The organism is Actinomadura sp. RB99 (genome assembly GCF_014706005.1).
Lineage (GTDB): Bacteria > Actinomycetota > Actinomycetes > Streptosporangiales > Streptosporangiaceae > Spirillospora.
The window spans coordinates 1-20,701 of record NZ_JABMCA010000057.1 but is presented as its reverse complement, the minus strand read 5'-3'; the positions used below and the strand labels follow the sequence as shown (position 1 = coordinate 20,701).

At 71.7% G+C, this 20,701-nt stretch carries 19 protein-coding genes; 10 read left to right on the top strand and 9 right to left on the bottom strand.

The window, feature by feature from the left end:
- The first annotated feature begins 133 nt into the window (after nt 1-133).
- The 5 genes from amrb99_RS36105 to amrb99_RS36085 are packed head-to-tail and all read left to right on the top strand — an operon-like array spanning nt 134 to nt 5,668.
- A complete protein-coding gene (locus amrb99_RS36105; RefSeq protein ID WP_190864825.1) occupies nt 134-961 on the top strand; it encodes an ABC transporter permease subunit in 828 nt (275 codons plus the stop codon).
- Complete coding sequence (locus amrb99_RS36100; protein ID WP_194737493.1) at nt 958-1,707, top strand: amino acid ABC transporter ATP-binding protein; 750 nt, start codon at nt 958-960, stop codon at nt 1,705-1,707. Before amrb99_RS36105 ends, amrb99_RS36100 begins: the two co-directional genes overlap by 4 nt.
- Before the next feature lie 28 nt (nt 1,708-1,735).
- Nucleotides 1,736-2,623 carry a transporter substrate-binding domain-containing protein gene (locus amrb99_RS36095; protein ID WP_190864824.1) on the top strand — a complete coding sequence of 296 codons (888 nt, stop codon included), beginning with the start codon at nt 1,736-1,738 and terminating at the stop codon, nt 2,621-2,623.
- Nucleotides 2,620-4,572 (top strand): CocE/NonD family hydrolase, encoded by a 1,953-nt coding sequence (locus amrb99_RS36090; protein WP_206700244.1) that lies wholly within the window; start codon nt 2,620-2,622, stop codon nt 4,570-4,572. The genes amrb99_RS36095 and amrb99_RS36090 overlap by 4 nt, the downstream gene beginning before the upstream one ends.
- A 10-nt stretch (nt 4,573-4,582) precedes the next feature.
- Nucleotides 4,583-5,668 carry a DUF5937 family protein gene (locus amrb99_RS36085; protein WP_190864822.1) on the top strand — a complete coding sequence of 362 codons (1,086 nt, stop codon included), beginning with the start codon at nt 4,583-4,585 and terminating at the stop codon, nt 5,666-5,668.
- Nucleotides 5,669-5,689: 21 nt separating this feature from the next.
- On the opposite strand, the gene amrb99_RS36080 is transcribed toward amrb99_RS36085, so the two are convergent.
- Complete coding sequence (locus amrb99_RS36080; RefSeq protein WP_190864818.1) at nt 5,690-6,709, bottom strand: putative sulfate exporter family transporter; 1,020 nt, start codon at nt 6,707-6,709, stop codon at nt 5,690-5,692.
- Between the two features lie 71 nt (nt 6,710-6,780).
- Between amrb99_RS36080 and amrb99_RS36075 the strand changes: the two genes are divergently transcribed.
- The 3 genes from amrb99_RS36075 (at nt 6,781) to amrb99_RS36065 (ending at nt 8,765) form a co-directional block, all read left to right on the top strand.
- Nucleotides 6,781-7,686 carry a LysR family transcriptional regulator gene (locus amrb99_RS36075; protein ID WP_190864816.1) on the top strand — a complete coding sequence of 302 codons (906 nt, stop codon included), beginning with the start codon at nt 6,781-6,783 and terminating at the stop codon, nt 7,684-7,686.
- Nucleotides 7,687-7,696: 10 nt separating this feature from the next.
- Nucleotides 7,697-8,041, top strand: a complete 345-nt coding sequence (locus amrb99_RS36070; protein WP_190864813.1) for a winged helix-turn-helix transcriptional regulator — start codon at nt 7,697-7,699, stop codon at nt 8,039-8,041.
- A 67-nt stretch (nt 8,042-8,108) separates the two neighbouring features.
- Nucleotides 8,109-8,765, top strand: coding sequence for an NAD(P)-binding domain-containing protein (locus amrb99_RS36065; protein ID WP_190864811.1), 657 nt, complete (start codon nt 8,109-8,111; stop codon nt 8,763-8,765).
- Between the two features lie 19 nt (nt 8,766-8,784).
- Here the strand turns inward: amrb99_RS36065 and amrb99_RS36060 are convergent, their stop codons facing one another.
- From amrb99_RS36060 to amrb99_RS36030, 7 genes are all read right to left on the bottom strand, one after another.
- Complete coding sequence (locus tag amrb99_RS36060; protein ID WP_190864809.1) at nt 8,785-9,441, bottom strand: maleylpyruvate isomerase N-terminal domain-containing protein; 657 nt, start codon at nt 9,439-9,441, stop codon at nt 8,785-8,787.
- Nucleotides 9,442-9,976: 535 nt separating this feature from the next.
- Nucleotides 9,977-10,696: a PhzF family phenazine biosynthesis protein gene (locus tag amrb99_RS36055; RefSeq protein ID WP_190864807.1), complete on the bottom strand. Its 720-nt coding sequence runs from the start codon at nt 10,694-10,696 to the stop codon at nt 9,977-9,979.
- Between the two features lie 171 nt (nt 10,697-10,867).
- Nucleotides 10,868-12,106 carry an HNH endonuclease signature motif containing protein gene (locus amrb99_RS36050; protein WP_277820158.1) on the bottom strand — a complete coding sequence of 413 codons (1,239 nt, stop codon included), beginning with the start codon at nt 12,104-12,106 and terminating at the stop codon, nt 10,868-10,870.
- A 1,069-nt stretch (nt 12,107-13,175) separates the two neighbouring features.
- The gene (locus amrb99_RS36045; protein ID WP_190864803.1) at nt 13,176-14,510 is read right to left on the bottom strand and encodes an ROK family protein; all 1,335 of its coding nucleotides are present in this window, start codon (nt 14,508-14,510) and stop codon (nt 13,176-13,178) included.
- Complete coding sequence (locus tag amrb99_RS36040; RefSeq protein ID WP_190864801.1) at nt 14,507-15,334, bottom strand: carbohydrate ABC transporter permease; 828 nt, start codon at nt 15,332-15,334, stop codon at nt 14,507-14,509. The genes amrb99_RS36045 and amrb99_RS36040 overlap by 4 nt, the downstream gene beginning before the upstream one ends.
- Nucleotides 15,331-16,272, bottom strand: a complete 942-nt coding sequence (locus tag amrb99_RS36035; protein ID WP_347256996.1) for a sugar ABC transporter permease — start codon at nt 16,270-16,272, stop codon at nt 15,331-15,333. Before amrb99_RS36035 ends, amrb99_RS36040 begins: the two co-directional genes overlap by 4 nt.
- Nucleotides 16,273-17,526, bottom strand: coding sequence for an extracellular solute-binding protein (locus amrb99_RS36030; protein ID WP_190864799.1), 1,254 nt, complete (start codon nt 17,524-17,526; stop codon nt 16,273-16,275). It abuts the gene before it with no gap.
- A gap of 527 nt (nt 17,527-18,053) precedes the next feature.
- On the opposite strand from amrb99_RS36030, the gene amrb99_RS36025 reads away from it, so the two are divergent.
- Together amrb99_RS36025 and amrb99_RS36020 are read left to right on the top strand one after the other, a co-directional pair.
- Complete coding sequence (locus amrb99_RS36025) at nt 18,054-18,842, top strand: SRPBCC family protein (RefSeq protein WP_190864797.1); 789 nt, start codon at nt 18,054-18,056, stop codon at nt 18,840-18,842.
- Nucleotides 18,843-18,910: 68 nt separating this feature from the next.
- Complete coding sequence (locus tag amrb99_RS36020; protein ID WP_347256995.1) at nt 18,911-19,978, top strand: SRPBCC family protein; 1,068 nt, start codon at nt 18,911-18,913, stop codon at nt 19,976-19,978.
- A 21-nt stretch (nt 19,979-19,999) separates the two neighbouring features.
- Here the strand turns inward: amrb99_RS36020 and amrb99_RS36015 are convergent.
- Nucleotides 20,000-20,701: helix-turn-helix transcriptional regulator (locus amrb99_RS36015; protein ID WP_190864793.1), on the bottom strand; the 702-nt coding region annotated here is incomplete at its 5' end.

Below are 20,701 nucleotides of genomic sequence, written 5' to 3'. Positions count from 1 at the left end.
AGTCGCCTACCCTGCGCCTAGTGTGAGCGCACCGGCGACGCCCGTCCGCGGTGGACGCGGGGTCGGCCGAGGGCCGCCGGGCGGCCGGCCGGTGCGCCGGACCGCCGGTGGACGCCGTGAGATCGGAGCGAGTGTGAGCGACTTCCTGCATACGTTCTTCGACTGGTCGGAGATCCGTGGCGCACTCCCGACGCTGCTGACCGAGGGGCTGCGCAACACGCTGCTGATCGCGGTGCTGGCCATCCTGTTCGGCCTGGTCGTCGGCGTGCTGCTGGCGGTGCTGCTGCTGTCGCGCCGGCGGCTCGTGCGGCTGCCCGCCCGGCTCTACGTGGACGTCTTCCGCGGGCTGCCCGCCATCGTGACGGTCAGCCTGATCGGCCTCGGGCTCCCCGCGGCGGGCGTCCGGCCGTTCGGCCGCAACCCGCTCGGCTACGCGGTGATCGCCGTCGGGCTGATCTCCGCGGCGTACTGCGCGGAGATCTTCCGCTCCGGCATCCAGGCGGTGCCGCCCGGGCAGCTGCAGGCCGGGCGCAGCCTCGGGATGTCGTACCTGAAGACGATGCGGCTGGTCGTGGTCCCGCAGGGGATCCGGAACGTGCTGCCCGCCCTCGCCGGGCAGTTCATCGTCGACATCAAGGAGAGCTCGCTGGTCTACCTGCTCGGCCTCGGCGTCGGCCAGCGGGAGCTGTACTTCATCGCGCAGGAGCGGCAGGCCGCGAGCTACAACGCGTCGGCGCTGGTCGCGGCCGGTCTCTGCTACCTCGTCATCACCATCCCGCTGACGTACCTCGTCAACTGGCTGGACCGGCGGATGCGCGAAGGGGGCGGGCGCGGCGCGCGGCGGGCCGCGGCCGACCTCACCCAGGAGGACGGGACCGGCGCCGCCGGCCTCGCGAGCGATCCGGCCACGGGCGAGCCGACCGCGGGTCCCGCGGCGAACGGTGTGAAGGAGCGGGCATGACGACGGCGACGCGGACGCAGACGGTGATCAGCGTCCGGGATCTGCGCAAGTCCTACGGTGACACCGAGATCCTGCGCGGGGTGAGCTTCGACGTCGCGCAGAGCGAGGTGCTGTGCGTGCTGGGCCGGTCCGGCTCCGGCAAGTCGACGATGCTGAAATGCCTGAACCTGCTGGAGCGGCCGACGTCCGGCAGCGTGGTCGTCTCCGGGACGGCCCTCACCGACCCCAAGGTGGACGTGGACGCCGCCCGCGCCAAGATCGGCATGGTGTTCCAGCACTTCAACCTGTTCGGGCACCTGAACGTGCTGGACAACGTCACGCTCGCGCCGCGGCACGTCCTCGGGATGGGCAAGGCGGAGGCCGAGGAGATCGGGCGCGCGCAGCTGGCCCGGCTCGGGCTCGGGCGGCTGGCCCGGCAGCGGCCCGGGAACCTGTCCGGCGGGCAGCAGCAGCGCGTCGCGATCGCCCGGAGCCTCGCGATGCGCCCCGAGGTGATGCTCTTCGACGAGGCGACCTCCGCGCTCGACCCGGAGCTGGTCGGCGACGTCCTCGCGGTCATGCGGGAACTGGCCGCGAGCGGGATGACCATGGTCGTCGTCACGCACGAGATCGGGTTCGCCCGCGAGGCCGCCGACCGCGTGATGTTCATGGACGACGGCGTGATCGCGGAGGAGGGCGAGGCCCGCGCCGTGCTCGACGCCCCGTCCGGCCCCCGCTTCCGCGAGTTCCTCTCCAAGGTGCTCTGACCCCCCTCACGAATAGGCAGGACAGCACATGAACAAGGCCCTCAGCGTCCGCTTCGCGGCGGGCGGCGTGGTCGCCGCGGCGGCCTTGGCGCTCGCCGGCTGCGGCGGCGGCTCCGGCAAGGACGACCCGTACGGGCTGGAGGAGGCCGGCACCGTCCTCGCGGCCGTCTCCACCGACCAGCCCCCGTTCGCGACCGCCGACAAGGGCGGCAAGCCGCAGGGCTTCATCGTCGACCTCACCGACGAGGTCGCCAAGCGGCTGAAGCTGAAGGTGGAGTACAAGGCCAGCGCGGTCCCGGCGGCGCTGCAGGGCCTCTCGTCCGGCCAGTACGACCTGGCCGCGAGCGGCCTCGGCGTCACCGCCGAGCGCCAGAAGCAGGTGTCCTTCACCAAGGGCGTCTACTGGAGCACCACCACCGTCCTGACCCGCAAGGAGTCCACGGCCACCACGCTGAACGACTTCTCCGGCAAGCGGGTCGGCGACATCACCGGCGCCGTCCAGCAGGAGTTCGTCAAGTCGAAGATGCCGGGCGCCAAGCAGGTCCAGTTCCAGAACCAGAACTCCGCGGTCTCCCAGCTGCTGTCCGGCAACCTGGACGCGTTCGTCGTCGGCGGCCCCGACGCCGACGCGTACCTGAAGAAGTACAGCGCCCTCAAGCCCGCCGTGTCGGCGCCGGTCGACCACCCGACCGCGATGGCCGTCCAGAAGAAGAACACCAAGTTCCAGCAGGCCGTCGACGGGCAGCTCGGCGCGATGGTGCAGGACGGCACCTTCCTGCGGATCTACAAGAAGTGGTTCGTCGAGGCGCCGCGTCCGGAGCTGGTGAAGATCTGGCCCGCGCTCGGCGCGCAGGTCGGCCAGGGCGGCGGGAACGGGCAGGGCGGCGAGACCGGGCAGGGTGGTTCCGCTTCATGACGGTGATGGAATCGGGGGCCGTCGCCGAGGAGGCGGAGGAGATCGCGCTGCCGGACGGCGGGTCGGTGTGGCGGCGCGTCGTGCGCACGTCCATGCGCGACGGGACCGTCCTGGTGGCTGACCTGTACAGTCCCGGCCGCGTGCTGGAGGCGCGCCCCGTCCTGCTGGAACGCACCCCCTACGGGCGGCGGGCGCGGCGCGAGTCCGACGGCCTGGACCGGCACGGCGAGCCGGTGTTCCCGGACCGGTCGGCGGCGCTCTTCGTCGCGCGCGGGTACAACGTCGTCCGCCAGGACTGCCGCGGGCGGGGCGACTCCGAGGGCCGGTTCGTGAAGTACCTCGGCGAGGCCGAGGACGGCTTCGACACCGTCGAGTGGATCGGCGCGCAGCCCTGGTGCGACGGCCGCGTCGCCACCACCGGGGTGTCGTACTCCGCGCACGTGCAGACCGCGCTGGCCGCGCTGTCGCCGCGCCCCCTCGCCGCCATGTTCGTCGACTCCGGCGGGTTCGCCAGCGCGTACGAGGCGGGCATCCGGATGGGCGGCGCGTTCGAGCTGAAGCAGGCGACGTGGGCGTACCGGCACGCGCTGAACAGCCCCGCCGCGCACCGCGACCCCGTCGTCCGGGCGTCGCTGCAGTCGCAGGACCTGCCCGCCTGGTTCCGCGCGATGCCGTGGCGGCGCGGCGCGTCCCCGCTGCGCGCCGTCCCCGAGTACGAGGAGTACCTGCTCGAACAGTGGGAGCACGGCGCGTTCGGCGAGTTCTGGCAGCGCCTCGGGCTGTTCGGGCGCGGCTCCTACGACCGGTTCCCGGACGTGCCGAGTCTGCACATGGTCAGCTGGTACGACCCGTACGTCCTGACCGCCGTGGAGAACTTCCGGGCGCTGACCGAGGCCAAGTCCAGCCCGGCGTACCTGGTCGTCGGGCCGTGGACGCACGGCGCCCGCAGCGTCCGGCACTCCGGCGACGTGGACTTCGGGCCCCGCGCCGTCCTGGACGGCAACCTCGCCCCCGACTACTGGGAGTTCCGTGCCCGCTGGTTCGCCCGCCACCTCGGCCGCGACACCCCGTCCGGCGACGGCCCGTCCGGTGACGGCCCGGCGGCGGAGGACTTCCCGCGCGTCCAGTACTTCCTGATGGGCGGCGGCAGCGGCCGCCGCACCGCCGAGGGGCGGCTCGACCACGGCGGGGAGTGGCGCACCGCCGCGACCTGGCCGCCGCAGGAGGCGACCGCCGTCCGGCTGTACCTGCGGCAGGACGGCTCCCTCACCGAGGCCCTTCCACGGGACGGCGCCGACGACCGGCTCGAGTACGACTTCGACCCGGCGAACCCGGTCCCGACGATCGGCGGCCAGATCACCTCGGGCGAGCCCGTCATGCGCGGCGGCGCGTTCGACCAGTGCCCCACCGACGAGACGTTCGGCTGCGAACCGCCGCACCTGCCGCTCGCGGCCCGCCCCGACGTGCTGGTCTTCCAGACCGAGCCGCTGGAGGAGGACGTCGCGATCGCCGGTCCCGTCCGGGTGCGGCTGTCGGTGGCGTCGAGCGCGCCGGACACCGACTTCACCGTCCGGCTCATCGACGTCCACCCGCCGAACGCCGACTATCCCAACGGCTACGCGATGAACCTCACCGACGGGATCCTGCGCTGCCGGTACCGGAACTCGTTCGCGAGCCCGGAGCCGATGCGGCCCGGGACCGTCTACGAGATCACCGTGACGGCGCCCGACACCGCGAACCTGTTCGCCCGGGGCCACCGCATCCGGCTGGACGTGTCGTCGAGCAACTTCCCGCGCTTCGACGTGAACCCGAACACCGGCGGCCCGGAGGCGGCGGCGCGGCGGCGCGTGGTGGCCGTCAACGAGGTGCACCTGTCACCGGAGCACCCGTCGTGGCTGTCGGTGCACGTCCTGAGCGACGGGTCCGGGCGCGGCCCGGACCGCGGCTAGGATTCGGGCCATGGTCGTCACGCTCGACGTGGACGGGGCGCAGGCATCGCACTTCGCGGTCGGGACGTCCCCGTTGGCGGAGCTGATGGCGTGCCTGCACACCCTCGCCGAGCCCGAGCACCATCCCGAGTCGCGGGCGTGGCTCGCCCGCACCCGGGAGGCGCTGCCGGAGCCGCTCGTCCAGGAGCTGAACCGGTTCGCGCCGCTGTGGGCCCGCTACCGCTGCCGGCTGTTCCTGCCGCTGCGCAGGGCCCTCGACCGCGAGCTGCCCGCCGAACTGGACACCGTCGCGCGGCTGGACGTCGACGAGTTCACCCGGCTGGCGGCGTTCGCGATCCGCGGGGTGACGTTCGAGGGCGCGTACGAGCTGCGCGACGAGGCGGTGCGGCGCGCGTTCGTCAAGGCCAGCGAGCGCCGCTCGTTCTCCCGCGGCGAGCTGGCCCGCGCCCTCGTCGAGGACCCGGAGGGCTTCCGGTCCCGCCTCGCCGACACCCTCGAACGCTGCGCCGCCGCGTTCTTCGACGCCGAATGGCGCCGCATCGGCCCGCGCCTGAAGGACACCGCCGCGCCCGTCCGGGAGCAGCTGCGCAAGGAGTCGCCGCTGACCGTGCTCACCTCGGTCAGCCCGACCGCCACCGGCACCGAGCAGCCGGCGCGCGTCCACTACGACAAGCTCCAGTCGGCGACGGGCAAGGTCGCCGAGCGCGGCTGCTTCCTCGTCCCGACCCTGCACGGCTGGCCGCACCTCATCCTCAAGACGGGCGACGACGGGCTGCCGCTCGTCGTCCACTTCATCGCCGGGGACTGGGAGCAGCGCCCGTCCGCCCGCCAGTCCCTCATCCGCGACCGGCTCGCCGCGATCTCCGAGCCGGGCCGGTTCGAGATGTGCCGGCACCTGCTCGGCGAACCGATCACCACGTCGGAGCTGGCGCAGCGGACGGGCATCTCCGAGCCGCAGGTGTCGCGGCATCTGCGGCGGCTGCGCGAGGTCGGCCTCGTCACGTCCCGCCGCGAGGGCCGGATGATCTACCACCGGCTGCACGCGCGGCTCCTGCTGTCGCTCGGCTCGGACGTGCTCACCACGGTCATGCGCTGACGGCCCGCGATCAGCGAGGGATCAGCGGGGGATCACGGTGAGCGCGGTCAGCGCGACCGTGCCGACCAGCAGCGTCGACAGGGCGCCGAGGACGAGCCCGCGCCGTCCCGTCCGCACCAGCTCCCGGACGCGCACCGCCGACCCGAGACCGAACATCGCGGCGGCCAGCAGCACCGTCGAGACGTCCTTGGCGCCCGCCAGCACCGGGCCGGGGACCATGCCGGTGCTGCGCAGCGCCAGCATCACCAGGAACCCGACGACGAACAGCGGCACGATGGGCGGGCGCTTCCCCTCCGCGCGGACGCCGCCGCGCCGCTCGACCACGCCCATCCCCGCGACCATCGGCGCGAGCAGCACGACCCGGGTCAGCTTCACGATCACCGCCGTCCCGACCGCGGCCGCACCGGCCGGGGACGCGGCCGCCACGACCTGCGCGACCTCGTGCACGCTCAGCCCCGCCCACATGCCGAGCGACTCGGGGCTCAGCCCGAACACGTGCGTCCCGAGGAACGGGACGACCGCGATCGCCGCGCTGCCGTAGATCGTCACGAGCGTCACGCCCGTCGCGACGTCCTCCTTCCGGCTGCGCGCGACGCTGTCCATCGCCACGATCGCCGACGCCCCGCAGATCGAGAAGCCCGTCGCCACCATCAGCGCCAGCCCCTTCGGCACCCCGACCAGCCGGCCGAGCGCCAGCGTTCCCGCGAACCCCGCCAGGACCGTGACCAGCACCACCGCCAGCATGCCCGGCCCGAGCCGCAACACCTCGCCCACACTGAGCTGCAGACCCAGCAGCACGACACCGATCCGCAGGAACCTGCGCGTCGCCCACTGCAGCCCGCACGCGGCCGCCTCGGGCAGCGCGCCGCCCACCAGCACGCCGAGCAGCACCGCCACCGTCAGCGCGCTCAGCGCCGGCACCCACCCGTTGATCACCATCGCCGCCGCCGCGCCCGCCGCCGCCACCGCGACCCCCGGCCCCGTCCGCCTCGTCCACGACCGGACCCGCTCCGGCCGCACCGCCTCCACCGTTGTGCTCATGCATCCGACCCTCGGGGACCCGGAACCGCGCCGGAAGCGGGCGATCCGACCTCACGTCATAACCTGGGGGCATGGCACAACCCCCGGACCTGGAATCGCTCCAGCTGCTCGTGCACGTCGCCGACCAGGGCAGCCTCACCGCCGCGGCCGCCGAGCTCGGCATCAGCCAGCCCTCGGCCAGCAAACGGCTGTCCCGGCTGGAGCGCAGGCTCGGGCTGCGCCTCCTCGACCGCACCCGCCGCGGCTCCGCCCTCACCGCCGACGGCGCCCTCGTCACCGGATGGGCCCGCCGCGTCCTCGACGACCTCACCGCCCTCACCGACGGCGCCGCCGCGCTGCACCGCGCCCGCACCGCGCAGCTGTCCGTCGCGGCCAGCCTCACCGTCGCCGAGTACCTGCTGCCCGCCTGGATCGGCGACCTCCGCCGCGCCGACCCCGGCCTGCACGTCGGCCTCCAGGTCACCAACTCCTCGCGGGTCTGCGAACTGGCCCGGCACGGCGAGATCGACCTCGGCTTCATCGAGTCGCCCGGCCGCCCGTCCGGGCTCCGCTCCCGCGCCGTCGCGGGGGACCGGCTCGTCCTCGTCGCCCCGCCCGGCCACCGCTGGACGCGGCGCCGCCGCCCCGTCGACCCGGCGGAGGTCGCCGGCACCCCGCTGATCACCCGGGAGGCGGGCTCCGGCACCCGGCAGGCCGCCGCGCAGGCGTTCGCCGCGCACGGCCTGGAGCCCGTCCCGCCGCTGCTGGAACTCGGATCGAGCACCGCCGTGCGCAACGCGGTCGTCGCCGGCGCCGGACCCGCCCTGATCAGCGAGCTCGTCGTCGCCGCCGACCTCGCCGCCGGCACCCTCACCGAGGTCGAGATCGCCGGGATGACGGTGGAACGGTCCCTGCGCGCCGTGTGGCGGACCGGCGCCGACCCCACCGGCCCCGCCGCCGCCCTCCTCGCCCGCGCCCGCCGTCCCGCGAAGGCGTAGCCTGCCGGACGTGGTCGCCTACGACGTGTTCCTCGCCGACTGTCCCGCCCGCACCACCCTCGCGCTGATCTCCGACACATGGTCCGTGGTCGTGATCACCGCCCTCGGCCGCGGCCCCGCCCGGTACGGCGAGCTGCGCGGGAAGATCGGCGGGATCAGCAACAAGATGCTCACCCAGACGCTGCGCCGCCTCGCCGACAACGGCCTCGTCGAGCGCCGCGAGCTGCGCACCGCCCCGCCCGGCACCGAGTACCGCCTCACCGACCTCGGACGCAGCCTCCTCGGCCCCGTCTGCGCCCTGTCCCGCTGGGCGGAGGAGAACACCGACGCGCTGCTCGCCGCCCGCCCGGCCTAGGAACCACCCGGTTCCCCACGGCCTCCTACATTCCTTCGCAGACCCCGAAAGGACTCTGGGAGGAATCATGAAGATCGGTGTGCTCGGTGCGGGAATGATGACCGAATCCCTCGCCGCGGGCTGGGTCCGCGCCGGACACGACGTGCTGATCGGCGGCCGCACCCCCGAGAAGGCCGCCGCCCTCGCCGCACGCGTCGGCGCCCGCGCCGGCACCCTCCGCGAGGCCGCCGAGTTCGGCGACGCCGTCCTCGTCGCCGTCCGCCGCGAAGGGCTGGAGGAGACCATCGCCGCCACCGCCGGCGCCCTCGCCGGCAAGCCGGTGATCGACTGCGGCAACGCCGTCGACGTCACCGACTTCTCGCAGGTCACCTACAAGGACGGCACGTCCATGGCCGAGGAGATCGCCCGCCTCGCACCCGGCGCCCACGTCGTCAAGGCGTTCAACCAGGCGCACGCGTCCGTGTGGGCGATGACCCCGCCCGCCTTCGACGGCCGCCCCCTCGCCGTCCCGTACGCGGGAGCCGAAGAGGGCAAGGCCGCCGCCCGCACCCTGATCACCGACCTCGGCGCCGAGCCCTTGGACGCGGGCGACCTCCGCCAGGCCCGCAACCTGGAGGCGATGGCCATCGTGATCATCCGGCTGCTGTTCTCCGGCTACGACCCGCACTCCGTCTTCGCCTTCGTCAGCCCCGGCCGCACCACCGAGGCGTTCACCTCGCGCTGAGCCGGCGGCCGCTCGCCGCTCAGCCGAGGATGAGCGGGACCCGCGCGGCCAGACCGCCCAGCGCGGCCTCCTCCGCCCCGCTCGCCGCCCGCCGCCCCGTACCGACCAGCAGCGCGTCCGTGTCGGAGAACGAGCCGGGGAACGCCGCCCCGGCGATCCCCTCCAGCAACGCCCGCGCCGCCGCGAGCGCCTCCGCCGAGGGCCCCGCGACAGACGGCAGATGCGCGACCAGGTCGAGGTGATGCAGCGTCCATTCGAGGACGTACGCGGACAGGAAGTCCCCGACCGTCAGCACCTTCCCCTGCGTGCCCACCCGCGCGGCGCGGTCGGCGAGCCCCGCCGCGAGCCCCGCCGCCGACCCGACGTCGTCGAGATGGAACTTCAGCCACCGCGGCTCGCCGTACGCGGCGGCGAGCCGCGGGATCAGCGCGTCGAGCGGGTCGTCACCGGTCGGAGGCTCGTCGCCGACGTCCCAGTAGGACACCGCGTCCGCGGTCGGCTCCGTCCCAGCGGGCGTGACCAGAGTGATCAGGACGTCCTGGGCGTCGATGACCAGATGGCACGCGAGGTCCCGGACGAGCCACCCGGCGCAGCCCGACGGCCGCTCGAAGTCCTCGTCGGAAAGCCCCGCGACCGCCGCGAGCAGCGCCGTCCACGACCGTTCGAAAAGATCCACCCACCGCACGCTAACCCCTCACTCTTGTCCCGACCAACCCTTTAACTGCGGGACGGGAGACTGGGGAATGAAGTGTTCATTTACCGACGATCGGCTCGTTGGTGTGCTCATTGGAAGCGTGTTTGGATGCTCTCCGAGAAGCGCACCGGGGCTCCATTTGAGTTCGTGCGTTTTCGAAGTTTGTTCTTGCGATAGGTGACAGGCGATATGCGATGGGGTGGGGCAGGGGACAGGGCAGTAGTGCGGGGCGATGGGGCGAGGCAGTGGGGCGAGGCGATGGGGCGAGGCGATGGGGCAGTGGGGGCGTTCCTTCGATGGGGAGATGGGGTGTTCGGGTGGTGGGGTGGCGCTTGCGTACGGGGCCGCCCCTCCAAAGTCAAGGGCGCCTTCGGCGTCGCTTCGCGATGGACTTCGTCCACCCTTGACTTTGGAGCCTCTGCGGCCCCTGAGGCAGCGTTAGGGGCAGGCTCCGCCTGCCCCGCCCCCGGGTCGCGCCACCCCACCACCCCCTTCCGTAAGGGAGGGGCAGCGGGCTCTATGCCATTGCGTAAAGCTCGTCGAGTGCGGCACGCGCATCATGCCCGGGCGACTCGACCGCACAACGCCCGCCCAATTCCACGCGGACATCATCCACAGGCCGCGTCCGGATGATGGCACGGTGGCGGCCGTGCAGAACTTCGAGCTCTCGATCGAGTTTCTGGGTCAGCAGCATGGAAGCGCTGCCGCACGCCTCGTCCTCGCCCTTGCCGATACGGGGTGCCCACAGTCGCGCCCGCACCCGCCCGGCCTCTTGGTCCTCCCAAGCCCACACCTGCGTGAAGTCCTCGCCGTCGGGCAGGCCGGTCAGCGCGTCGATCTCGGCGGCGCTGCCCATCTGGTAATGCCGCCACGGCTTTGACCACCGCGCCGGCGCCGTGAGCCACACCGTCCCGTCGGCGTCCCTGCGGCACGGCACCGGCCCGGCCTCAGGCACCAGCTCCTTCGGTGCCTGCCCGATCCCGTGCAACGCCTCCACGGTGGCGAGAAGGGGGTGGCCACCGAACCGGATCGACTGCCCGTAGTTGCTGTGAATGCTGACCCGCCCCGCCGCCGCATCCTGGACGAACACGGTGGCAGGGATACCCAACCGCGTCGCCAGCTCCTGGCGCTTTTCAGCAGTGACCGAGCTTCCCTCCGGCTCCACCACGACCAGCGCAGGATTGCCATGCTCACCTTCGGCGTTAACGAACGCCCGCACAAGCCAACAGTCGATCATGCCGACGACGCTACCCGCCCGCCCCCGAGCCCGATCACAGGCAGTGGCAACGCCGCTAAGGAGGTGGGGGGCGGTGGTGGGGTGAGGGCGAGCAGGCGGGCAGGCGCACCGGCCACCCGGCAGCACTGCATCGGTGCTGCCAGGGTGCCGGTGCGGCATCGGGTGTGATCGTTATGCGGCCCAGTCGAGGACGGGGCTGTCGGGTGGGCCGATGCTGCCTGGTGGCCCGGTCCCGGTTGTGGATCTTCTGGCGTCGGCTGGTGGGAGTAGCCGGTAGATGTATCGCCCGTCCTGGTCTTTGGTGATCTGGATCTGGTCGGGGCGACTGTGTTTGAAGCGGTTGTGCCATCCGCAGGTGAGTGCGAGTTGGTCGATGTCGGTGGGCGATCGCCCGAGTGCCCAGCCGTGGACGTGGTCGACTTCGCACAGTGTTCCGGGCACTTCGCAGCCTCGTACCGCGCATGAGGAGTAGAGCGTCTCAAGGACTTGGCGTTGTGCTGCGGAGGCGAAGCGTTCGCGGTAGCCGAGGTAGAGCGGGGTGTTTCCGCGTCCGAGGAGGAGGGGTGAGACTCCGGCGGCCAGTGCGATGCGGCGGGCTTGTGCGGCGGGGATCGGGGTCCCGTCGGTGAGGCGGGCGGGTGCGTTGCCTCCGGTGAGCGTCTCCAGGTCGCAGATGACGGTGATCTTGGACGCCTTGTGCCCGCCTGAGAGCACGCTCGACAGTGCCGCTGCGGTGCGTTCGGGGAGGTCGCGGCGGTCGTCGGGTCCGGCCGGCTTGGCCAGCGGAGCCAGGGTGCCGTCCCAGATCGCGGCGTCTTCGGGGTTCAGCCAGCCCTTGACGTAGCGGCCGCCGTCCAGGGATCGGGTGGTGGTGAGCCAGGACTTGTCGTAGCCGCGCTTGGTGTCCTCATCCGGTGCTTCTTCGGTGTCGTCGCGTTCGGCGATGAGGTCGCGGATGCGGCGGCCGAACGCGGCGACCTTCCCGGCCGAGAAGCCTTGGTCGACGAAGCCGAGGAGGATTGTCTCGGCTTCGGAGCAGTCGTGGTCGTCGAGGCGGGCGACCGAGTCGGCGACGGTGGCGGCGTATCCGTAGGACAGTTCCCCGGCCGCGAGCTGTGCGCAGACCTCCGGTAGGCGGTGGCGCTGCCGGGCGAGGGTGAGGCGTTCCTTGGCTCGGCTGTCGCGCATGCCCAGCCGTGATCGCAGCCATGCCTGGGTGGAGGGATATCCCCACCGGGCCTGTTCTCCGCTGGCGTCGACTCGGCCGATGAATCCGGCGAGCGCACTTTCCTGCATATCGCACGCGGCCACAAGAGTTTCGGTGAGTTCCAGGCAGGCCGCAGAAGATTCCGGGGCTTCTCGCGATGCGAGTTCAGTGGCGATGGCTGAGAGCGCGTTCACCAGTTCCATGGTGGACGCGGCCCCAAGCTCGACCGTCACTGATTGCATACGTAAATAGTACCCTGTGTGACCGACATTCGAGGCTACTCAAGGCCGTTCGGGCCACATTCTTCTCGGTATTTTTTGGGCGGGAAAGGCTGCCGGGTCGCGTGGCCTATTGTCGATCTTCGTACCTCGCGGAAGGGGGAGTTCGCCCCTTGGTGTCTGACGGAAGACGGTGGTGGGGTGGCGCGACCCGGGGGCGGGGCAGGCGGAGCCTGCCCCCATCACCTGCCGAGGGGCGGCCCCGTACGCAAGCGCCACCCCACCACCCGAACACCCCATCTCGTTGATCGCCCTCTACCCCCGGGAAGTACCAAGTCTAGGTCGAGTGAAGGCCACTTCAAATAGTCGGCTGCGCGCCGCCCTCGCTCCCTCGCTGCCAATTCCTTGAAGCCCTGCGGCCCAACCGCCCACGCAGGTTGGCCAGCCGCCCGACACGACCGATCCGGCCCGCAATGAGAGATGAACCTCGCCAGGAAGCCGTCCCGGAAACCGGAGAGTCGGCGAGCGAAGCGGTCGGGCTCGTCGGAAGATGGGCTTCGCTGGGAGTCGGCGACTCGTAAGCGCGCTCGCGACCGAGGCAGACCCAATCAGGACATCGACCAGAGGGTGCCGGACAGACGCCAGATGCCGCACTCGGGACGATCGTCGCTCCTGGCCAGGACGTAGGCGGTGATACCGGAGCCCGCCACAGCCGACGAGAAGTCCGGGTCGATCCCGAGCGGCCTCCACGTCCAACGAGCGCACCGCTGAACACTTACCGGTGCGAGGCACCCGGCACCGGGAGCTTGGTTGGGAACCGCGCACGTCGGAAGGTCGACTGTCCGGTGAGGCCGACCGTCAGTTCGGGGCGACCGTTCCGGAAGGTCGACCGTTCGAAGAGATCGATCGACCTCCCGGGAGTCGGCCGTGCTGAAGGCCCGACGTCTCAGGAGGCTGACCCCACCGGGACCGAGGTCAGCCGAGTGCGGGCCGGGTCAGCCGAGTGCGGGCCGGGTCAGCCGCGTCCGGGCGGGGTCAGGCGTGTCCGGGCGGGTCAGAGGAGTCGGGCGGCGAGGAGGGCGGCGCCGTGCACGGCGGCGCGGTCGCCGAGCCGCGTGACGGCCAGCGGGGGAGCGGGACGGAACAGGAGGCGCTCGGCGAGCCGCGATTGCAGCGGTTCGAGTAGCAGCGGCCCCGCCTGCGCCAGGCCGCCGCCCAGGACGAACAGCCCCGGATCCAGAAGCAGAGTGGTGGCGGCGAGGCTGTCGGCCAGGCAGTCGAGGGCCTCGGACCAGATTCGCGCGGCGAGATCGTCGGTGCCGGCCCGCGCGATCACGTCCTCCGCGCGAATGGTGCCCAGGCCGCTCTCGTCGTCGGGCGCTGTCCCGTCTGCCGAGCTAAGCGCCGCGCCGTCGACCCCGCTGCCGCCTGCGCTGCCTGCGCTGCTGCCTGCGTTGGCTGTGGTGCCGATCGCTGTGCCGTCCACCGTGAGGCTCGTGCTCCCGGTCACGCCACCTGCGTCGCTTGCTGCGCTGCTCGTCGCGCCGGCCCGCGTGCCGCCCGTCGCGCCGCCCCGCGTGCTGCCTGTCGTGTTGCTTGCATCGCTCGCCGCGCTGCCCAGCGTGCTGTCTGCGTCCGCCACTGTGGTGCCAGGCGTGGTCCCCGTTCCGCTGACTGCGGTGCCAGGCGCGGTGCTCGTCGCGGCGCTGCCGGCGGTGCCCGCTGCGCCGTTCTGCGTGCTCCCTGCGACGGTGACGGGGACGGCGGCGTGGCCGGTGGTGTAGCGGCGTGCGATGGACGCGGCGGAGGCGTACGTCTCGAGGCAGCCCTTGTTGCCGCAGGCGCAGTCCTCGCCGCCGGGCCGCACGACGATGTGCCCGACCTCGCCGCTCCATCCAGAGACGCCCGGGTAGGTCGTGCCGTTCAGGATCAGCGCGGCGGCGATGCCGGTGCCGATGGCCATGAAGACGAAGTCGCCCGCGTCGCGTCCGGCGCCGAGGACGGCCTCGGCGAGGCCGCCGGTGCGGACGTCGTGCCCGACGGCGACGGGGACGCCGAGCCGCTCCTGCGCCAGGTGCAGCAGCGGCACGTCCCGCCAGCCGAGGTTCGCGGCGCGGACGGCGGTGCCGGACGCCTCGTCGACGATGCCGGGGACGGCGATCCCGGCGGCGCGGGCGGGGCGTCCGAGCGCCTCGGCGCGGGCGGCCATGTGGGCGGCGAAGTCGAGGATCCCGCCGACGGGGTCGGCGCGGTCGGTCGGCCACGTCTCGGAGATCAGCACCTCCCCGCCCGCCCCGGCCCCGGCCGACGACGGAGCGGAGCCGGACGGGGCGGGGACGAGGGCGGCCTTCATCGACGTGCCGCCGACGTCGATCGCGATGAGGGTCACTTGACCGAGCCCGCGGTGAGGCCGCCGATCAGGTACCGCTCGATGAACACGAAGAGGATCACGACGGGAACGATAGCGATCAGCGAGGTGGCGAACAGGTACTGCCAGTGCGCCTGGTACTGGGTGACGAACGACGGGATCGCGACGGTCAGCGGCTGCCGGTTGGGCGACGCGGTGACGGTCAACGCGACGATGTACTCGTTCCAGGCGGAGATGAACGTGTAGACGACGGCGGTGATGACTCCCGGGGCGGAGATCGGGAGCGTCACCCGGAACAGCGCGCCGACGCGTCCGGCGCCGTCCAGGAACGCCGCCTCCTCGAGCTCCTTGGGGATGCTGGAGAAGTAGCCGTGCAGGATCCAGACGCAGAACGGCAGGTTGAACGCGGCGTTGACGAGGATCAGCGCCATCAGCGTGTCGGTCAGGTTGAGCGCGACCATCTCCCGGAAGATGCCGATGACCAGCGCGGTCGGCGCGAACATCTGGGTGACGAGGACGAGCAGCAGGAACGCGCCGCGCCCGCGGAACCGGTTGCGGGCGGTGTAGTACGCGGCGGGCATCGCGCATGCCAGCGTCACCACGGTGGCGACGGCGGCGACGATGAGCGACACCCGCATGTTCGTCCAGATCGGCGCGGCCTTCCAGACGTCCACGAAGTTCGACCACTGCCAGTGCCCGGGCAGGTAGGTGCCGGGCGACTTCGTCAGCTCGTGCTCGGTCTTCAGCGAGGTCAGGAACATCTGCAGGTACGGCGCCACGAAGATCAGCGCGACCAGCCAGCCGACCCCGGTGAGGACGACCTTGCGGACGGGAGAGCGTTTCATCGGACCTCCTCCCGCCAGCGCGTGGCCCGCAGGTACACCAGCACCATCACCAGGATCAGGACGAAGTTGACGACGGCCATCGCGGCGGACTCGCCGACGTGCTGGTCGTAGAACGCGAGCTTGTACATGAAGGTGGTGGTGGTGTCGGTGGCGTGCCCGGGACCGCCCGCGGTCATCGCCCAGATGATCGGGAACGAGTTGAAGACGTTGATCACGTTGATGATGGAGGCGATCAGGACGGCGGGCCGCAGCAGCGGCAGCGTGATCCCGAAGTAGGTGCGGAACGCGCCGGCGCCGTCGACCCGCGCCGCCTCGTACACGTCGGACGGGATGGACTGGAGCCCGGCGAGGATGACGAACGAGGTGAAGGGCAGCGACACGAACACCGCGACCCACATCATCCACACCATGGCCTGGTGGGGGTGGCCGAGCCAGTTCACCGGCTTGTCGATGACGTGCAGGTCGAGCAGCACGCGGTTGATGATGCCGGAGTAGTTGTCCAGCATCCACTTCCAGATCAGCGCGGTCATCAGCACCGACGCGGCCCACGGGACGATGACGGCCCAGCGGACGACGCGGCGGCCGGGGAAGCGGGCGTTGAGCAGCTGGCCGATCGCGAGCGACAGCACCATCGTGACGACGACGATGCCCGCGACCCACAGCAGCGTGCGCAGCACGACGGGGACGAGGGCGTCCTCGTCGAACAGGTCGGTGTAGTTGGCCGAGCCGCGGTTGCCGAGCGTGACGCCGGACGAGCTGATCTTCAGCAGCGAGGTGCGGAGCATCTCGATGACGGGCCACAGCACCACGACGGCGATGAGCACGATGGACGGGCCGAGCCACAGCAGCGGGACCAGCGCGCGCCCGACGCGCCTGGGCAGGGAGGCGCGGGACGCCGGACGGAGCCCGGCGTCCCGCTTCACGGCGACGTCCTGCACTCAGCTCGCCTTTTCGGCGGTCTGCTGGATCTCGTCGAGCACCTTCTTCGGGTCCTTGTCGGCGACCGAGGTGCCGAGGCTCTGCTTGACGGCGCCCGCCACCGCGGACCACGCGGGGTTGCTGGTGGGGGCGAACTTGCTCGTCGGCAGCGCGTCCACGAACTGCTTCATGTACGGGTCGGAGCTGAGCGCGTCACCGGCGGACTTCGTCGTCGGCAGGAAGCCCTCCTTGGCGAGGAACCGCGAGACGTTGTCCTTCTGGTAGAAGAAGTCGAGGAACTTCTTGACGGCCTCCTTGTTCTTGCCGTCGTTCTTCTTGAAGGCGTCGAGGACGTCCATGACGCCGAGCGTGTTGGGCTGCGAGCTCGCGTTCTTCACCGGCAGCGAGGTGACCCCGAAGTTGAGGTTCGGGTTCGCCGGGGTGATGAATCCGGCCTTGGTGAACGGGCCGCCGATCGCCATTCCGACCTTGCCTTGGGCGAACTGGTTGAACACCGTCTTGCGGTCGGTGCTCTCCGGGTTCGGCTGGGTCAGCCCGGACTTGTTGAGGTCCTTGAGGAAGTTGAGGGTGTCGATGTTGGCGGGCTGGTTGATGGCCCATTTGCCGGACGAGTCGACCCAGCCGCCGTTGTCGTTCATCGCCCAGGAGAAGAACTCCGCCTGGGCCTCCTCGGGGCCGAGCGGCAGGCCGTAGCCGATGGCGCCGGCCTTCTTGACCTTCTCGGCGTCGGCCTTGATGTCGGCCCAGGTCTTGGGCGGGTCGGTGATGCCGGCCTTCTTGAACAGGTCCTTGTTGTAGAACATCAGCCGGGCGCTGGAGATGAACGGCAGCGTGTACTGCTCGCCGTTGAACTTGGCCTGCTCGACGAACGTGGGGGTGAAGTCGTTGAGCGTGGCCGGCGACACGACCTCGGACGCCTTGTAGAGCAGGCCGTCCCGGGCGAAGTCGGAGAACGAGTTGTAGTTGAGGATGTCGGGGACCTGCTTGGTCTGGACGTAGGTCTTCACCTTGGCGTCCATCTGGGTCCAGTCGACCATCTCCAGGTTCACCTTGTACCCGGAGTTCTTGGCCTCGAAGTCCTTGATCAGAGCGTCCCAGAACGGCTTGGTGTTGTCGTCGTAGATCGCCGCGACGAATTTGATCGTCTTGCCGTCGGAGTCGTCTCCGCCGGACGAACTTCCCTTGCCGCATCCGCTGACGCCGAGTGCCACGGTGAGGCCCGCGGCGATGGCGCCGATGAGGTGCCGTTTCATCTGTCCCCGCCTTCTTCGGCTCGCACTTGCGGACGCTCCCGCGCGTCCGTGCGTCGTTTTTCGGCCCGCATGTTCACGCCACCCCGGACCGGTCGTGCGGCGTGCCGTCGCATGACCCTTTGGCGTGGTCCTCCCACGGGCGGCGTCGGCCGCCCGGCCCTCCTCCCTTTCGCGCATGAAAAATTGTGCGCGGTGCGAATGCTCACTGAGCACAAACGCGCGTGGTGGCCATGAAGATAAACACTGGTCCGTACCAGTTCAAGGGGTGCATTACGCAAGAGGCTTAACCGTTACCGGAGGGGGGCGTGGTCCGGTGTGCACGCTGGGCTGGTCTGGTCGGCGGGTTTCGGCCGCCGATCGCCCGGTTTTGGTGCCCTCACTCTGCGCGGAGGCCCTGTGACCTGCTGTGACGGTCCCGTGCCGGCGGCTCGCCTGGAGGGTCGGACGCTGGCCTGCGTCCTGTTTTGCCGTTCTTTACGCGGGTAGCCCGCCGCACGACCCCGAAAGAACGGCGAGGTGACGAGCACATGAACTTCCGGACCGGGTTCGCCGCCGGTGCGGGCGGCGCGCTGGCCGCGGTCGCCGCCGGCCGCGCCGGCCGCCGGGCCGCGGACCGGGTCGTCGCCCGCTTCGAGGCCCGGCTGGAGCGCGCCGTCCGGCGGCTGACGGCCGAGGCGGAGCAGGGCGGGCCGCTGGTCCGGGCGGCGCTGGCGGGCGCCCGGGCCCTCTACGACGGCAAGTCGCCGGGGCGCGCGCTGCTCAGCTTCGGCTGGACGGCGCTGAAGGAGACGCTCAAGCGGATCTTCGGCGGCGGGCGGCGCGGCGGCCTGGTCGCCATCGTCGAGCAGATCGACGTGGGCGCGCCGTGCCGGCTGGTCTACGACCAGTGGACCCGCTTCGAGGACTTCCCGTCCTTCATGAAGAAGGTGGTCGGCGTCGAGCAGGTATCCGACGAGAAGCTGCGCTGGAAGGCGCGGATCTTCTGGTCGAGCCGGTCCTGGCGGTCGACGATCGTCGAGCAGGTCCCGGACCGGCACATCGTCTGGCGCTCCGAGGCCGCCAAGGGCCGGGTGGACGGGACCGTCAGCTTCCACGAGCTGACGCCGGACCTGACCCGCGTGCTGCTCGTCCTGGAGTACCGCCCCGGCGGCCTCTTCGAGCGGACCGGCAACCTGTGGCGCGCGCAGGGCCGCCGGGTCCGGCTGGAGCTCAAGCACTTCCGCCGCCACGTCATGACCCGCTCGCTCACCGCCCCCGGCGGAGTCGAGGGGTGGCGCGGCGAGATCCATGAAGGCGAGGTCGTCAGGGCCTCGTGACACAGAACCCTCACATCGAACCCCTGCGGAGGATACGCACCATGAATCGCGGAACCAGGGTGGGCCCGGTGCCCATCGGACAGATCGCTCGACGGCTGCCGGTCGGCCGGCGGAGCCCGTCGGGCCTCGCCCGCATCACGCAGAACCTGCCGAGCGGCATCCCCGGCGGCAAGGCGCTCGGCGCCACCGGCGGCGTCCTGCTCGGCGCCGGCGCCGCCGTCGCGGCGAGCCGCGCGCTCGGCCGCAGGAACGACCAGGCGGACGCGACCGAGGAGCAGGACGAGAGCGGCGCCGCCGCGAAGAGCACCTCGGGCGGCCCGGCGAAGAAGACGGCGAAGACGGCGAAGGACGCCGCGAAGGGCGCCGGGGACACCGCCAAGGAGGCCGCCGGCAAGCCCGCCGAGCAGGCGAAGGGCCTGTTCGGACGGCTCAAGGACACCGTCGGCGGCGCCCTGAAGAAGGGCGGCGGCAAGGGCGGCGGCGGCAAGAAGGTGAAGGTCACCAACATCATCGAGCACACCGACATCGGTGCGCCGCGCCGCCTCGTCTACGACCAGTTCACGCAGTTCCAGGAATTCCCGTCCTTCATGAAGAAGGTCATCAGCGTCGACCAGGCGGACGACGAGAAGCTGAACTGGCAGGCGAAGATCTTCTGGTCCAAGCGGACCTGGGAGGCGACGATCGTCGAGCAGGTCCCGGACGAGCACGTCGTCTGGCGCTCGAAGGGCGCGAAGGGCCATGTGGACGGGACGGTCAGCTTCCACGAGCTGGCGCCGAACCTGACCCGCGTCCTGGTGGTCCTGGAGTACCACCCGCAGGGCCTGTTCGAGCGGACCGGCAACATCTGGCGCGCGCAGGGCCGCCGCGTCCGGCTGGAGCTCAAGCACTTCCGCCGGCACGTGATGACGCAGTCGCTGACCCACGCCGACGAGATCGAGGGCTGGCGCGGCGAGATCCGCGACAGCGAGGTCGTCAAGACCCACGAGGACGCGCTGAAGGAGGAGGAGAAGTCCGGGAACGGCCGCAAGGCCCGGGGCGGCTCCGGCTCCAACGGCAGGAACGGCGGCAAGGAGAAGGACACCGCCAAGGAGAAGGACGGCGCCAAGGACAAGGAGTACGAGGAGGCGTCCCGGTAGCCCGGCGGCGTCCGCGGGCGGTCAGCGGATCATCCGGGCCAGCTCGACGCGCGACCGGATCCCGAGCCGGGTGAACACGTTGCGGAGGTGGTGGTCGATGGTCCGCGGGCTGAGCAGCAGCCGCGCCGCGATCTCGCGGTTGGTGGCCCCCTCGGCGACCATCCGGGCGATGTGCGCCTGCTGCGCGGTGAGGCCGGTCAGCGCGGGTGGCTCCCCGGGCCCGGCGGCGGTGCGCGGTGCAGCCGCCTCCGGGTCCGGGGCCGGACCCGCGTCGCCCGCCGCGCGCAGCTCCGCGCGGGCCTGCCCGGTCCACGGGACGGCGCCGTACCGCTCGAAGATCCGCAGTGCCGTGCGCAGGTGCTCGCGGGCGGCGCGCGGGCGGCGGCCGCGCCGGAGCCGGGCGCCGAACAGCAGCTCGGTGCGGGCCAGCTCGAACACCGCGTCCGCCGACTCGTGCAGCCGGAGGGCCTCGGTGTAGTGCGCGGCGGCCTCGTCGTCGCGTTCGGCGAGCAGGGCGGCGCAGCGGCGGGCGAGCGCGAGCCGTCCCGGGGTCCGCGTCGCGTCCGCCCAGCGGGTGAAGTCCTCGGCGGCGCGGATGGCGCGCTGCCGGTGGCCGGTGTACGCGAGGGCCTCCACCAGGTGCGGCGCGGCGAGCAGCCGGGCGAGCGGATGCGCCAGGCCGGCGCCGCCGGGCAGCCGGAGCCGCGCGGCGGCGTCGCCGGG

Bases quoted from the DNA above. Each gene is read 5' to 3' on its own strand.
- amrb99_RS36050 (WP_277820158.1), bottom strand. From the start codon at position 12,106: ATGGAACTGGTGAACGCGCTCTCAGCCATCGCCACTGAACTCGCATCG.
- amrb99_RS36085 (WP_190864822.1), top strand. From the start codon at position 4,583: ATGGTCGTCACGCTCGACGTGGACGGGGCGCAGGCATCGCACTTCGCG.
- amrb99_RS36080 (WP_190864818.1), bottom strand. From the start codon at position 6,709: ATGAGCACAACGGTGGAGGCGGTGCGGCCGGAGCGGGTCCGGTCGTGG.
- amrb99_RS36030 (WP_190864799.1), bottom strand. From the start codon at position 17,526: ATGAAACGGCACCTCATCGGCGCCATCGCCGCGGGCCTCACCGTGGCA.
- amrb99_RS36095 (WP_190864824.1), top strand. From the start codon at position 1,736: ATGAACAAGGCCCTCAGCGTCCGCTTCGCGGCGGGCGGCGTGGTCGCC.
- amrb99_RS36040 (WP_190864801.1), bottom strand. From the start codon at position 15,334: ATGAAACGCTCTCCCGTCCGCAAGGTCGTCCTCACCGGGGTCGGCTGG.
- amrb99_RS36055 (WP_190864807.1), bottom strand. From the start codon at position 10,696: ATGATCGACTGTTGGCTTGTGCGGGCGTTCGTTAACGCCGAAGGTGAG.
- amrb99_RS36025 (WP_190864797.1), top strand. From the start codon at position 18,054: ATGAACTTCCGGACCGGGTTCGCCGCCGGTGCGGGCGGCGCGCTGGCC.
- amrb99_RS36100 (WP_194737493.1), top strand. From the start codon at position 958: ATGACGACGGCGACGCGGACGCAGACGGTGATCAGCGTCCGGGATCTG.
- amrb99_RS36065 (WP_190864811.1), top strand. From the start codon at position 8,109: ATGAAGATCGGTGTGCTCGGTGCGGGAATGATGACCGAATCCCTCGCC.
- amrb99_RS36090 (WP_206700244.1), top strand. From the start codon at position 2,620: ATGACGGTGATGGAATCGGGGGCCGTCGCCGAGGAGGCGGAGGAGATC.
- amrb99_RS36075 (WP_190864816.1), top strand. From the start codon at position 6,781: ATGGCACAACCCCCGGACCTGGAATCGCTCCAGCTGCTCGTGCACGTC.